Source organism: Variovorax sp. WDL1 (assembly GCF_001541225.1).
Classification (GTDB): Bacteria; Pseudomonadota; Gammaproteobacteria; order Burkholderiales; family Burkholderiaceae_C; genus Variovorax.
The window spans coordinates 1-14,506 of sequence record NZ_LMTS01000282.1 but is presented as its reverse complement, the minus strand read 5'-3'; the positions used below and the strand labels follow the sequence as shown (position 1 = coordinate 14,506).

Here is a 14,506-nt window from a genome sequence, read left to right as displayed (position 1 = left end):
CCCCGACGTTCAGCGGGGCGCCTGTTTTTCAAGCAAAGCGTAGAAAAAGCCGTCGTGATCACCCAAGGCATTGTCCGGGACGCCACGGGCAATCCCCCCGCTTTGCGGCAGCAAATGGCCTGGCGAGAGCAGCAAACGGGCGTCGGTGTTGTGCGCAAGGAACGCATCGATCTGGTGCACGCCCTCCTCCTTGAAAACCGAACAGGTGCAGTAGAGCAGGCGTCCGCCCTCCCGAACCAGAGGCCAGAGGGCCGCCAGCAGCATGGCCTGCAACAGCGCCAGCCGCTCTATGTCGCTCTCGCGGCGCAGCCACCGCACGTCCGGATGACGGCGAACGATGCCGGAGGCGGTGCAGGGTGCGTCGAGCAGGATGGCATCGAAGGCCCGGCCGTCCCACCAGTCCTTCGGCCGGCCGGCATCGGCCACGACGACCTTGGCGCTCAGGCCGAGCCGGGCGAGGGTCTCGTCGATGCGCCGGCTGCGCGCGGCATCGACCTCGAGCGCGGTGAGTTCGATGGCGTCGGGGCCGGCCAGTTCGAGCAGGTGGGCGGTCTTGCCGCCGGGCGCCGCACAGGCGTCGAGCACTCGCAGGGGACTGGCCCCCTGCGCGGTGCCGAGCAGGCCGCCGAGCAGCAGCGGCGCCGCGAGCTGGGCGGCGGCGTCCTGCACCGAGCAATGCCCCTCGGCGAAGCCCGGCAGCTCCTGCACCGGCCGGGCGCGCAGCAGCTGCAGTCCGGCGGCGGCCACCGGGACCGCCTGAAGCCCAGCGACCGCCAGTGCCGCCTGGTACGAGGGCCGGTCTCCCTGGCGGAGGTTGACCCGCAGCGTCAACGGCGCCTGTGTGTTGTCCGCGGCCAGGATGTGCTGCCAGTCGCGCGGGTGGTCGCGCCGGAGGCGCTCGATCCACCAGCGCGGATGGTTCCACTGGGCGACGGGCTCGCGGTCGGTCGCGGCCACCAGCTCCTGCCGTTCCCGCAGGAAGCGGCGCAGGCAGGCGTTGACGAAGCTGGCCTGTGCGCGCGTGGCGGGATTGCGCTTGGCTGCCTCGACCGTTTGGTCGACGAGGGTGAAAGGCTCGTAGGGCGCCTGCGCAGGGTCCCAGGCCAGGGCAAGGGCGGTGCAAAGCAAGGCATCTGCGGCCGGCGGCGGCGTGCGCTTGGCCAGTTGCCGGCGCAGGGCTTCGGCCCGCCCAAGCCAGCGCAGCACCTGGTAGCCCAGCGCCTGCACCCCCGGCCGCAGGGCCGGCGGGACGGCTTCGAAGGCCACGGTGCCGGACACGCCGCCGCGGATGGCGGCAAGCGCGATGGCGGTGAGCTGCAACTGGCGCCAGAGGGGGGGCGCGAAGGGCTGCGCCGCGTGATGGGGATCTGAAGAGTCTGCCAACTTGAAATCGATGATGGACAAAAGCGATGTCAGCGCAAGGGCGCTGCCGGTCGCAGCTGCATGATCCACGCCACCAGCAGCGCCGGGAACTGGACGATCGCCGCGTTGTACTGCTCCACCGCCTGGTTGAACTGGTTGCGCGCGATTTCGGCGGCCGCCGAGGGCTCGGGCCAGGCCATGGGCGCGGGAGCGCCCTCGTCACGGCCGCTGAGCGGGGCGGGGCGCGACAGGGTCCCGTCGGCCTCGAAGCTGACCACCGCGTCGGGATGCAGCCTCTGCCAGGTGCTCAGCATCACGTGCAACGCGGTCGCCAGGGCCGCGATGCGAGCGGGGTCCAGCGGTTTGAGACGGGTGGCGGCCAGCAGCGTGACCAGTTGGCCGGCGGATGCCTTCAGCCCGGCGTCCTCGCGTTGCGTGCCGGACGAGGCCTGCGGGGGTGCGAGTTCCTCGGCGAGGCGCGCCTGGACGAAATCGAGCTGGCGCAGCAGCGCCACGTCGAGCGTCGCATAAGCCTGCAGCGCCCTTGACCGGAGTCGCACGATGCGGTTGTAGGCGCCGATGAACCAGAACAGCGCCACCGCGCCGAGGATCCACCACGGGAGCGAATCGGGCAGGCCGCTCACGCAACCCTCCGCAAGAAAAAAGCCCCCGATCCGCGGGCGGAAGGGGGGCGTGGGAGACCGGTCATGCCGGCGATGCTAACCAGTTATTCGGTCGCAGCGCCTTCGCTGGCATCGGCCGTGCTGGCGTCATCGGTCGAGGCGGCGCTACCGGACAGCTCGGCGGCTTCCGCCTCGGCGATGGCGCGGCGCTCGGCCTCGTCCATCGCGTCCTTGACCTTGCGTGCCTGGTGGTAAGCCATGCCGGTGCCCGCGGGGATGAGGCGGCCGACGATGACGTTCTCCTTCAGCCCGCGCAGCTCGTCGCGCTTGCCCATGATCGCGGCTTCGGTCAGCACGCGCGTCGTTTCCTGGAACGAAGCGGCGCTGATGAAGCTGTCGGTCGAGAGCGACGCCTTCGTGATACCCAGCAGCAGGTTGGTGTAGGTCGCGGGCAGCTTGTCCTCGGCGCGCAGAGCGTCGTTGGTGTTGAGGATCTCGCTGCGCTCGACCTGCTCGCCGGCGATGTAGTTGGTATCGCCCGGGTTCTCGACCACGACACGGCGCAGCATCTGGCGAACGATCACCTCGATGTGCTTGTCGTTGATCTTCACACCCTGCAAGCGGTACACGTCCTGCACCTCGTCCACGATGTAGCGCGCCAGTTCCTCGGAGCCCAGCAGGCGCAGGATGTCCTGCGGATCGGCCGGACCGTCGACGATCGACTCGCCCTTGTTCACCACCTGGCCTTCATGCACCAGGATGTTCTTCTCCTTGGGCACCAGCTCTTCCCAGACCTTGCCGTCCGGATCGGTGATCTGCAGCCGCACCTTGCCCTTGGTCTCCTTGCCGAAGGACACGGTGCCGGTCATCTCGGCCAGCATGCCCTTGTCCTTGGGCGAACGAGCCTCGAAGAGCTCGGCCACGCGCGGCAGACCGCCGGTGATGTCGCGGGTCTTCTGCCCTTCGACCGGGATGCGCGCCAGCACTTCGCCGGGGCCCACGTCCTGGCCGTCTCGCACCTGCACCAGCGCGCCGACGGGGAAGCCGATGGTCACCGAGTGGTCGGTGCCGGGGATCTTCACCTCGTTGCCGGCAACGTCGATCAGCTTCACCTGCGGACGCACGACCTTGGCCGCGCCGCGCCGCTTCGGATCGATGACCACCAGGGTGGACAGGCCCGTGACCTCGTCCACCTGCTTCGCGACCGTGAGGCCTTCCTCGACGTTCTCGAACTTGGTCTTGCCAGCGAACTCCGTGATGATCGGGCGCGTCAGCGGGTCCCAGTTGGCCAGCACGTGGCCGGCCTTGACCTGCTGGTCGGCCTTGACAGCCAGGGTCGCGCCGTAGGGCACCTTGTGGCGCTCGCGCTCGCGGCCGTGCTCGTCATGGATGACGATCTCGCCCGAACGTGCGATCACCACCAGCTCGTTCTTGCTGTTGGTCACGTAGCGCATCGTGGCGTTGAAGCCGATCACGCCGTTGGACTTGGCCTCGACGCTCGACGCCACTGCCGCACGCGAAGCCGCGCCGCCGATGTGGAAGGTCCGCATCGTCAGCTGCGTGCCGGGCTCGCCGATCGACTGCGCCGCAATCACGCCGACCGCTTCGCCGTTGTTGACCAGGCCGCCGCGGCCGAGGTCGCGGCCATAGCACTTGGCGCACAGGCCGAATCGGGTCGAACAGGTGAGCGCGGTGCGCACCTTGACCTCGTCCACGCCCTCGTTCTCCAGCGCTTCGATCATGTCCTCGTCGAGCATATCGCCGGCCTTGGCCAGAACGGCACGCGTCTCGGGGTGCAGGACGTCTTCGGCCGCGGTGCGGCCGAGGATTCGCTCGCGCAGCGACTCGATGACTTCACCGCCTTCGACGATGGCGCGCATCACCGTGCCGTCCATCGTGCCGCAGTCCTGCTCGATCACGACCAGGTCCTGCGTCACGTCGACCAGGCGACGCGTCAGGTAGCCGGAATTCGCAGTCTTCAGCGCAGTGTCGGCCAGGCCCTTCCGGGCGCCGTGGGTGGAGATGAAGTACTCCAGCACGTTCAGGCCTTCGCGGAAGTTGGCGGTGATCGGCGTCTCGATGATCGAGCCGTCCGGCTTGGCCATCAGGCCGCGCATGCCGGCCACCTGCCGGATCTGCGCGGCGGAACCGCGAGCGCCCGAGTCGGCCATCATGTAGATGGAGTTGAAGGACTCCTGCTCCACTTCCTTGCCGTGGCGGTCGATCACCTTCTCTTTCGAGAGCTTGGACATCATGACCTTCGACACTTCGTCGCCGGCCTTGCCCCAGATGTCGACCACCTTGTTGTAGCGCTCGCCGGCGGTGACCAGGCCCGAGACGTACTGCTGCTCGATCTCCTTCACTTCCTTGGCAGAGCGATCGATGATGCCGTGCTTCTCGGAGGGCACCAGCATGTCGTCGATGGCAATCGAGATACCCGCCTTGGTCGCCAGGCGGAAGCCGTTCTGCAGCAGCTTGTCAGCGAAGACCACGGTCTCCTTCAGGCCGCACTTGCGGAAGGAGGCATTGATGAGCTTGGAAATTTCCTTCTTCTTCAGCGCCTTGTTGATGTTCGAGAACGGCAGGCCTTTCGGCAGGATCTCGGACAGCAGCGCACGGCCGACGGTGGTGTCGACCAGCTCGGTCTTGGCGGTGAACTCACCCGAGTCCTTGTCCTTGGTGTACTCCTTGATGCGCACGCTGACCTTGGCGGTCAGCTCCACGACGTCGGCATCCAGCGCGCGCTGGACTTCGCCGATGTCGGAGAAGACCAGGCCTTCGCCCTTGCCGTTGATGCGCTCGCGCGTCGTGTAGTAGAGACCCAGCACCACGTCCTGCGAAGGCACGATCGAGGGCTCGCCGCTCGCCGGGAACAGCACGTTGTTGGAGGCCAGCATCAGCGTGCGGGCTTCCATCTGCGCTTCCACCGACAGCGGCACGTGCACGGCCATCTGGTCGCCGTCGAAGTCGGCGTTGAAGGCGGCGCAAACGAGCGGGTGCAGCTGGATCGCCTTGCCTTCGATCAGGATCGGCTCGAAGGCCTGGATGCCGAGGCGGTGCAACGTCGGTGCACGGTTCAGCATCACCGGGTGCTCCTTGATCACCTCTTCCAGGATGTCCCAGACCACCGGCGTGCCGGATTCGACTTCCTTCTTCGCCGCCTTGATGGTGGTGGCGATGCCCATGGCTTCCAGGCGCGAGAAGATGAAGGGCTTGAACAGTTCAAGCGCCATCAACTTCGGCAGGCCGCACTGGTGCAGCTTGAGCGTCGGGCCCACCACGATGACCGAACGGCCCGAGTAGTCGACGCGCTTGCCCAGCAGGTTCTGGCGGAAGCGGCCGCTCTTGCCCTTGATCATGTCGGCGAGCGACTTGAGGGCGCGCTTGTTGGCGCCCGTCATGGCCTTGCCGCGGCGGCCGTTGTCCAGCAGGCTGTCAACAGCCTCCTGCAGCATCCGCTTCTCGTTGCGTGCAATGATCTCCGGCGCCTTCAGCTCGAGCAGGCGGCGCAGGCGCGAATTGCGGTTGATGACGCGACGGTAGAGGTCGTTCAGGTCGGATGTCGCGAAGCGGCCTCCGTCCAGCGGCACCAGCGGACGCAGGTCCGGCGGCAGCACGGGCAGCACGTCCAGCACCATCCACTCGGGCTTGATGCCCGATTTGCGGAAGGCTTCCAGCACCTTGAGGCGCTTGGAGTTCTTCTTGACCTTGACTTCGGAGCCCGTCAGGTCGCCGCGCAGCTTCTCGATCTCGCTGTCGAGCTCGATGCCCATCAGCAGGTCCTTGATGCCCTCGGCGCCCATCTTGGCGATGAACTCGTCGCCGTATTCCTTGCGCTTCGCGTCGTAGTCGTCCTCGGACATGATGCCGAACTTCTTCAGCGGCGTCATGCCGGGGTCGGTGATCACGTAGGCTTCGAAGTACAGCACGCGTTCGATGTCGCGCAGCGTCATGTCGAGCACGAGGCCCAGGCGCGACGGCAACGACTTCAGGAACCAGATGTGCGCGCAAGGCGCGGCCAGGTCGATGTGGCCCATGCGCTCGCGGCGCACCTTGGTCTGCGTGACTTCGACGCCGCACTTCTCGCAGATCACGCCGCGGTGCTTGAGGCGCTTGTACTTGCCGCACAGGCACTCGTAGTCCTTGATCGGGCCGAAGATCTTGGCGCAGAAGAGACCGTCGCGCTCGGGCTTGAAGGTCCGGTAGTTGATGGTCTCAGGCTTCTTCACCTCGCCGAAGGACCACGAACGGATCTTCTCGGGCGAAGCCATGCCGATGCGGATGGCATCGAAATGCTCGTCCGGCGTGAATTGCTTGAATAGGTCGAGTAGCGATTTCATGTGACTCTGTCCTCTTCTGTTACGAACGCTCGAGCTCGATGTCGAGACCCAGCGAACGGATTTCCTTGACCAGCACATTGAACGACTCCGGCATGCCGGCTTCGATCGAGTGTTCGCCCTTGACGATGCTTTCGTAGACCTTGGTACGGCCCTGCACGTCGTCGGACTTCACGGTCAGCATTTCCTGCAGGACGTAGGCAGCGCCGTACGCTTCGAGCGCCCACACTTCCATTTCCCCGAAACGCTGGCCGCCGAATTGCGCCTTGCCGCCCAACGGCTGCTGCGTGACCAGGCTGTACGGGCCGGTGGAGCGGGCGTGCATCTTGTCGTCCACCAGATGGTGCAGCTTGAGCACGTGCATGTAGCCGACCGTCACTGGGCGCTCGAACTGATCGCCCGTGCGTCCGTCGTACAGGTAGGCCTGGGTGCGCGACGCGGTCAGGCCCTTGGCCTTCGCGATCTCGTCCGGGTAGGCGAGGTGCAGCATGCCGCGGATTTCCTCTTCCGAGGCGCCGTCGAACACGGGGGTCGCGAAAGGCACGCCGGTCGACAGGTTCCCGGCCATCTCGAGGATGTCGGCGTCGCTCAGCTTGGCGAGGTCTTCCTTGCGCCCCGAGCCGTTGTAGAGCTTGTCCATGAACTGGCGCAGCTCGGCCACCTTCGCCTCGGCCTGCAGCAGATCGCCGATGCGCTGACCCACACCCTTGCCCGCCCAACCCAGATGCACTTCGAGCACCTGCCCGACGTTCATCCGCGAGGGCACGCCCAACGGGTTCAGGCAGATGTCGCACGGCGTGCCGTCGGCCATGTGAGGCATGTCCTCGACCGGAACGATCTTCGACACCACGCCCTTGTTGCCGTGGCGGCCGGCCATCTTGTCGCCGGGCTGGAGACGGCGCTTGACGGCCAGGTAGACCTTGACCATCTTGAGCACGCCCGCGGGCAGCTCGTCGCCCTGCGTGAGCTTCTTGCGCTTCTCTTCGAACGCGAGGTCGAAGCTGTGGCGCGTCTGCTCCAGCGAGTTCTTGATCGACTCGAGCTGCGAGGCCACCTCGTCTTCCGCCGGACGAATGTCGAACCAGTGGAACTTCTCGATCGACGAGAGGTACGCCTTGTCGAGCTTGCTGCCCTTGGCCAGCTTGTTCGGCCCGCCGTTGGCAACCTTGCCCGTCAGGAGCTTCTCGATCCGGTCGAAGGCGTCGGCCTCGACGATACGCAGCTGGTCGTTCAGGTCCAGGCGGAAGCGCTTGAGCTCGTCGTCGATGATCTGCTGGGCACGCTTGTCGCGCTGGATGCCTTCGCGGGTGAACACCTGCACATCGATCACGGTGCCCTGCGAGCCCTGGTCCACGCGCAGCGAGGTGTCCTTCACATCGGAAGCCTTCTCGCCGAAGATCGCGCGCAGCAGCTTCTCTTCAGGCGTCAGCGTGGTCTCGCCCTTGGGCGTGACCTTGCCGACCAGAGTGTCGCCGGGCTGCACTTCGGCGCCCACGTAGATGATCCCGGATTCGTCCAGGCGGTTGAGCTGCTGCTCGGCCAGGTTCGGGATGTCCCGGGTGATTTCTTCGGCGCCCAGCTTGGTGTCGCGCGCCATCACCACCAGCTCCTCGATGTGGATCGAGGTATAGCGGTCTTCGGCAACCACGCGCTCGCTGATCAGGATCGAGTCCTCGAAGTTGTAGCCGTTCCAGGGCATGAACGCGACCAGCATGTTCTGGCCCAGCGCCAGCTCGCCCAGATCGGTCGAGGCACCGTCGGCGATCACGTCGCCCTTGGCGATCTTGTCGCCGCGCTTGACGATCGGACGCTGGTGGATGTTGGTGTTCTGGTTCGAACGCTGATACTTGATCAGGTTGTAGATGTCCACGCCAACCTCACCGGCCGCCGCTTCGGCGTCGTTCACCCGCACCACGATGCGGGTGGCGTCGACGTAGTCGACCACGCCGCCGCGGCTGGCCGTGACGACCGTGCCGGAGTCGATCGCGGAGACGCGTTCGATGCCGGTGCCGACGAAGGCCTTCTCGGGACGCAGCACCGGCACCGCCTGGCGCTGCATGTTGGCGCCCATCAGCGCGCGGTTGGCGTCGTCGTGCTCCAGGAAGGGCACCAGCGAGGCGGCTACCGAAACGATCTGCGCCGGCGACACGTCCATGTACTGCACGCGCTCGGCGGAGACCAGGATCGATTCGCCAGTCTCGCGCGCCGACACCAGGTCGCCCGTCAGGCGGCCCTCCTTGTCGAGCGCGGCGTTGGCCTGCGCGATCACGTACTTGCCTTCCTCGATGGCCGAGAGGTAGTCGATCTCGTTCGTGACCTTGCCGTCCACGACGCGGCGGTAGGGCGTCTCGATGAAGCCGTACTCGTTCAGGCGGGCGTACAGCGCCAGCGAATTGATCAGGCCGATGTTCGGGCCTTCAGGCGTCTCGATCGGGCACACGCGGCCGTAGTGCGTGACGTGCACGTCACGCACTTCGAAGCCGGCACGCTCGCGCGTCAGGCCGCCCGGGCCGAGGGCCGAGACGCGACGCTTGTGCGTGATCTCGGACAGCGGGTTGGTCTGGTCCATGAACTGCGACAGCTGCGAGGCGCCGAAGAACTCTTTCAACGCGGCCGAGATCGGCTTGCTGTTGATCAGGTCGTGCGGCATCAGCGGCTCTTGCTCGGCTTGGCCCAGTCGCTCCTTGACGGCCTTCTCGATGCGGGCAAGGCCGGTGCGGTACTGGTTCTCGGCCAATTCGCCGACGCAGCGCACGCGGCGATTGCCGAGGTGGTCGATGTCGTCGACCTCGCCGCGGCCGTTGCGCAGGTCCACCAGGATCTTGACCACGGCGAGGATGTCCTCGTTGGTCAGCACCATCGGCCCCGTCGACTCGTCGCGGCCGACCTTGGCGTTGAACTTCATGCGGCCGACACGCGACAGGTCGTACGTGTCGGGGTTGTAGAACAGCCGCTGGAACAGGGCCTGCACCGCATCTTCCGTCGGCGGCTCGCCGGGGCGCATCATGCGGTAGATGGCCACCCGGGCGGCGAACTCGTCTACCGTCTCGTCGATGCGCAGGGTCTGCGAGATGTACGCACCCTGGTCGAGTTCGTTGGTGTAGATGGCCTGCAGCTCCTGCACGCCGGCGGCGCGCAGCTTCTTCAGCAGCGCTTCGGTCAGCTCGTCATTGGCCTTGGCCAGGATCTCGCCGGAGTCGGCGTCGACGATGTTGCGCGCCAGCACGCGGCCGACCAGGAAGTCTTCCGGCACGCTGATGTGCGTGGTGCCCGTCTGCTCGAGCTCGCGCGTGTGGCGCGCAGTGACGCGCTTGTCCTTGGCGACCACCACTTTGCCCGACTTGTCGGTGATGTCGAAGCGCGCGACTTCGCCGCGCAGGCGCTCGGAGACGAACTCCATCTGCGCGCCGCTGTCCATCAGGCGGAAGTTGTCGTTGACGAAGAAGTTCGCGAGGATCGATTCCGGGTTCAGGCCGATGGCCTTCAGCAGGATCGTCACCGGCATCTTGCGGCGACGGTCGACGCGGAAGTACAGCATGTCCTTCGGGTCGAACTCGAAGTCCAGCCAGGAGCCGCGGTAGGGGATCACGCGGGCCGAGAACAGCAGCTTGCCCGAGCTGTGCGTCTTGCCCTTGTCATGCTCGAAGAACACGCCCGGCGAGCGGTGCAGCTGCGAGACGATCACGCGCTCGGTGCCGTTGATGATGAAGGAACCCTTTTCGGTCATGAGCGGCACCTCGCCCATGTAGACCTCCTGCTCCTTCACTTCCTTGACCACCTTCGACTGCGAGGTGGAGGACTCGCGGTCGTAGATGATCAGCTGCACCTTGGCGCGCACGGCCGAGGCGAAGGTCAGGCCACGGGTCTGGCACTCGCGGACGTCGAAAGCCGGCTTCGCGAGGTTGTACTCGAGGAATTTCATTTCCACGAAACCGTTGTGCGAGACGATCGGGAAGGCGGCGTCAAACGCGGCCTGCAGGCCTTCCACCGTGCGTTTCTGGGGGGGGATACCGGCTTGCAGGAACGCGGTGTAGGCGTCCTTCTGCATCTGCAGCAGATAGGGAATTTCGACGACGCTGTCGCGGTTACCGAAATTCTTTCGGATGCGCTTGCGTTCGGTGTAACTGTACGTGGACGTTTGGGCCATGAGAGCTCCGGAGCTTGAGATCTTCAGCGACTTGTCAGCAGCGCTTTCGCGCCACTGCTTGGCGGCTGGCCACTACCAGCCGTTGGCGGACAGTGATGCGTTGCACATCACCCGAACCAAGGGGTCTTCTGCAGTCGGGGTCAGAAGACACTCAAAAATCGGTTTGATCTGGCTTTTCCGTCAACCTCGCGGTCGCCGGCCAAGCCGACATCCGCCGACTTTTGGGTGCGCTCTGAAAGCGGCAAAGGCTGGAGGGCCTTTCGGCGCGCTCCAGCCCTGCGTGGGAATCGAATTACTTCAATTCCGCCTTGGCGCCAGCGTCTTCCAGCTTCTTCTTCATCGCTTCGGCGTCGGCCTTGGCCACACCTTCCTTCACGGCCTTGGGAGCGGCTTCCACCAGGTCCTTGGCTTCCTTCAGGCCCAGGCCGGTGATTTCGCGCACGGCCTTGATCGCGGCAACCTTGTTCGCGCCGGCTTCCATCAGCATCACGTTGAACTCGGTCTTTTCCTCGACGGCAGCGGCAGCGGCACCGCCACCACCGGCGGCCGGAGCGGCCATGGCTGCTGCGCTCACGCCGAACTTCTCTTCGATGGCTTTCACCAGGTCGTTGAGTTCCAGGACCGTCATGCTGTCCAGCGCGGTCAGAAATGCGTCTTTATCGAATGCCATTTTGATTTCCTAACAATTGGGTTGAATTTTTCAAAAGCAAGCTCAGGCTGCCTGGGGTTCGGCCGCAGCCTCGGCCGGGGCTTCGCCGCCACCACGCTTCTCGGCGAGCGCGGCCAGGACACGTGCCGTGCGCGAGATCGGGGACTGCATCAAGCCCAGCAGTTGTGCCAGCAGCACTTCCTTGGAAGGGATGTTGGCCAGTTGCTTCACGCCTTCGACGTCCAGGGCCTTGCCACCGAAGGCACCGCCGCGAATGACCAGCTTGTCGTTGGTCTTTGCGAAATCGGCCACCACCTTCGCGGCGGCCACGGCATCCTCGGAGAAGCCATAGATCAGCGGACCGGTCATCTGGTCGCCGACGACTTCGAATGCGCTACCTGCGACAGCACGGCGTGCCAGTGTGTTCTTGAGAACACTCAGGGTCACACCCTTGCTGCGCGCATCATTGCGCAGACGGGTCATGTCAGCGACCGTGATGCCACGGTATTCCGCCATCACGAGCGTTTGAGCTTTTGCGGCGAGGCTGGTCACATCACTGACGACCGCTTCTTTCTCACTGCGATTCAGACTCAAGGTCTACTCCTTTTCAATGCATCCTTCGGCGCGGGAGCCTCGGGACGCGCTTCATGCAGCGACCAACTGTTTCGGAAACGGATTCCTTGCAGCGGGATCGCCATCTGCGCTGGCTGCCTCGCGAATGTCGAGGCGATTAAGTGCAGGCACTCCTGCACGCCAGCGGTCTTGGATGGCCCGGGACAGCGCTCGCACGCCGCCTCGACCCACCACATCGCCCCGCCGCCCTTTGACAGGCAACGGGGCCGATCTCATGGGGCCTGCCGGAGCAAGGCCCGCTTTCATGCGCCTCAGCCCTGTGCCGAGATGGTCTGCGTGTCCACGCGGACACCCACACCCATCGTCGACGACACGGCCACCTTGCGCAGGTAGATGCCCTTGCTCGAGGCCGGCTTGGCCTTGACCAGCGCCTCTATCAGCGCGGCCAGATTGCCCTGCAGCTTGTCGGTATCGAACGAACGGCGGCCGATCGTGCCATGGATGATCCCCGCCTTGTCGACGCGGAACTGCACCTGGCCAGCCTTGGCGTTCCTGACAGCCGTCGCAACGTCGGGCGTCACGGTGCCGACCTTGGGGTTCGGCATCAGGCCGCGCGGGCCGAGGATCTGGCCCAGCGCACCGACCACGCGCATCGCGTCCGGCGCAGCGATCACCACGTCGAAGGGCATGTCACCGGCCTTCACCTGGGCAGCCAGATCGTCCATGCCGACGATGTCAGCGCCGGCGGCCTTGGCTTCCTCGGCCTTGGCGCCCTGGGCGAACACGGCCACGCGCTTGGTCTTGCCGGTGCCGTTGGGCATCACAACCGCGCCGCGCACCACCTGGTCGGACTTCTTGGCGTCGATGCCGAGCTGCACGGCCACGTCGATCGACTCATCGAACTTCGCGGTGGCAGCCTCCTTGACGATGCCGATCGCGTCGACGAGCGGGTACAGCTTGTTGCTGTCGACCTTGCCTGCCAACGCCTTCTGCTTCTTGGTGATCTTGGCCATTTACACGCCCTCCACATTCACGCCCATCGACCGGGCAGAGCCGGCGATGGTGCGGACCGCCGCGTCCAGGTCAGCGGCGGTCAGGTCCTTCATCTTGGTCTTGGCGATCTCTTCGAGCTGCGCGCGCGTGATCTTGCCGACCTTGTCGGTGTGCGGACGCGCGGAGCCCTTCTCGAGCTTGATGGCCTTCTTGATGAGCGTGATCGCCGGCGGCGTCTTGATGATGAAGGTGAAACTCTTGTCGGCGAACGCGGTGATGACCACCGGCAGCGGCAGGCCGGGCTCGACGCCCTGGGTCTGCGCGTTGAACGCCTTGCAGAATTCCATGATGTTCAAACCGCGCTGGCCCAGTGCGGGGCCGATCGGCGGCGACGGATTGGCTTTACCAGCTGGCACTTGCAGCTTGATGAAGCCGACGATTTTCTTCGCCATGCTTTACTCCTTGCGGGTCATAGCGCCTTGGCCTACTCGGCCGCAGCTCCCCGGGGTTGACGACTCTTCGATGAAGGCCGCGCGCGAGTCGGACAACGCGCAGCCGAAACTGCTTCAGGTTTTCTCGACTTGCGAGAATTCGAGTTCAACAGGCGTCGCGCGGCCGAAGATCATGACCGACACTCGCACCTTGCTCTTCTCGTAGTTGACTTCTTCGACCGTGCCGTTGAAGTCGGTGAACGGGCCTTCCTTGACGCGCACGAACTCGCCCACGATGAACTCGACCTTGTGGCGCGGCTTCTCGGTGCCCTGCTGCATCTGGGAGACGATGTCCTCGACCTCCTTCTGCGAAATGGGGGCGGGTCGGTTCTTCGCGCCTCCGACGAAACCCGTCACCTTGTTGGTGTGCTTCACCAGGTGCCAGCTCTCGTCGTCCATGATCATCTCGACCAGCACGTAGCCCGGGAAGAAGCGGCGCTCGGTGGTGCGCTTCTGGCCGTTCTTGATCTCGACCACTTCCTCGGTCGGCACCAGGATGCGGCCGAACTTGTCCTGCATGCCGGCGCGGTTGATACGCTCGGTGATATTGCGTTCCACGGCCTTTTCCATGCCGGAGTACGCGTGCACCACGTACCAGCGCAGGTCAGGGTTGGCGGGCGGCGCCAGCACGGGCGTATGTTCCGGCGTTGTGTCGACAGCGTCGTCAGTCATCATTTTCTCCAGCCCAGGATGAGGTCGAAAAACACCCATTCGAGCGTCTTGTCCGTGAGCCAGAGGAAGACGGACATCACCACGACGAAGGCGAACACATAGGCGGTCATCTGGATCGTTTCCTTGCGGGTGGGCCACACGACCTTCTTGACCTCGCGCCACGAATCACGACCGAAGGCCCACAGCTGGCGACCGTTCTCCGAACTCGCGAACGCACCCACGGCGGCCGCCAGGCCCACCAGCAGGACGGCCCACTGCACGAGCGCGCCCTGGCGCGACAGCAGGTAGAACGCCACGATGGCGCCCACCGCGAGCAAGACAGCCACGGCCAGCTTGGCCTTGTCTGCGCCGGTGCTCACGGTTTCGATTTGAGAAGTAGCCATCTTGGGCTTTGTTCCTGCGGCCTTGCGGCCTCTTCAGTTCATGCGCCATTCCAGACGCCGAAGCCCGCCAGGTCATGACGGGCTCTTTGGGTTTCCTCAGCCCGCCAGTTCCGCGCCGGGCTTTCTCAACGCCACATTCGAGTGGCAGGGGCAGTAGGAATCGAACCTACAACCTTCGGTTTTGGAGACCGACGCTCTGCCAATTGAGCTATACCCCTCCGCGAAATCGCTTAGACGTCCAGGATCTTCGCCACCACGCCAGAGCCCACGGTGCGG

Annotated in this window: 10 protein-coding genes and 1 tRNA gene; all 11 read right to left on the bottom strand. The window is 65.2% G+C overall.

The features are described from left to right. Nucleotides 1–9: 9 nt before the first annotated feature. Entirely contained in the window at nt 10–1,383 is a 1,374-nt protein-coding gene (gene rsmB, locus APY03_RS34145) for a 16S rRNA (cytosine(967)-C(5))-methyltransferase RsmB (protein ID WP_068684372.1), read from the bottom strand. 29 nt (nt 1,384–1,412) lie between these two features. Then, nucleotides 1,413–2,006, bottom strand: coding sequence for a lema family protein (locus APY03_RS34140; protein WP_068684346.1), 594 nt, complete (start codon nt 2,004–2,006; stop codon nt 1,413–1,415). Nucleotides 2,007–2,089: 83 nt separating this feature from the next. Beyond that, entirely contained in the window at nt 2,090–6,325 is a 4,236-nt protein-coding gene (gene rpoC / locus APY03_RS34135; protein ID WP_068684344.1) for a DNA-directed RNA polymerase subunit beta', read from the bottom strand. Between the two features lie 19 nt (nt 6,326–6,344). Next, nucleotides 6,345–10,469, bottom strand: coding sequence for a DNA-directed RNA polymerase subunit beta (gene rpoB / locus APY03_RS34130; protein ID WP_068684342.1), 4,125 nt, complete (start codon nt 10,467–10,469; stop codon nt 6,345–6,347). A 292-nt stretch (nt 10,470–10,761) separates the two neighbouring features. After that, nucleotides 10,762–11,139 (bottom strand): 50S ribosomal protein L7/L12, encoded by a 378-nt coding sequence (gene rplL / locus APY03_RS34125; protein WP_068684340.1) that lies wholly within the window; start codon nt 11,137–11,139, stop codon nt 10,762–10,764. A gap of 42 nt (nt 11,140–11,181) precedes the next feature. Then, entirely contained in the window at nt 11,182–11,712 is a 531-nt protein-coding gene (gene rplJ / locus APY03_RS34120) for a 50S ribosomal protein L10 (RefSeq protein ID WP_068684334.1), read from the bottom strand. A 290-nt stretch (nt 11,713–12,002) separates the two neighbouring features. Beyond that, entirely contained in the window at nt 12,003–12,704 is a 702-nt protein-coding gene (gene rplA / locus APY03_RS34115) for a 50S ribosomal protein L1 (protein WP_068684332.1), read from the bottom strand. Next, complete coding sequence (rplK, locus tag APY03_RS34110; RefSeq protein WP_028252759.1) at nt 12,705–13,136, bottom strand: 50S ribosomal protein L11; 432 nt, start codon at nt 13,134–13,136, stop codon at nt 12,705–12,707. A gap of 114 nt (nt 13,137–13,250) precedes the next feature. Further along, nucleotides 13,251–13,847, bottom strand: a complete 597-nt coding sequence (nusG, locus tag APY03_RS34105) for a transcription termination/antitermination protein NusG (RefSeq protein ID WP_068684330.1) — start codon at nt 13,845–13,847, stop codon at nt 13,251–13,253. Continuing rightward, nucleotides 13,847–14,230 (bottom strand): preprotein translocase subunit SecE, encoded by a 384-nt coding sequence (secE, locus tag APY03_RS34100; RefSeq protein ID WP_068684328.1) that lies wholly within the window; start codon nt 14,228–14,230, stop codon nt 13,847–13,849. The genes nusG and secE overlap by 1 nt, the downstream gene beginning before the upstream one ends. Before the next feature lie 142 nt (nt 14,231–14,372). Further along, a tRNA-Trp gene (locus APY03_RS34095) sits at nt 14,373–14,448 on the bottom strand. Between the last annotated feature and the right edge of the window lie 58 nt (nt 14,449–14,506).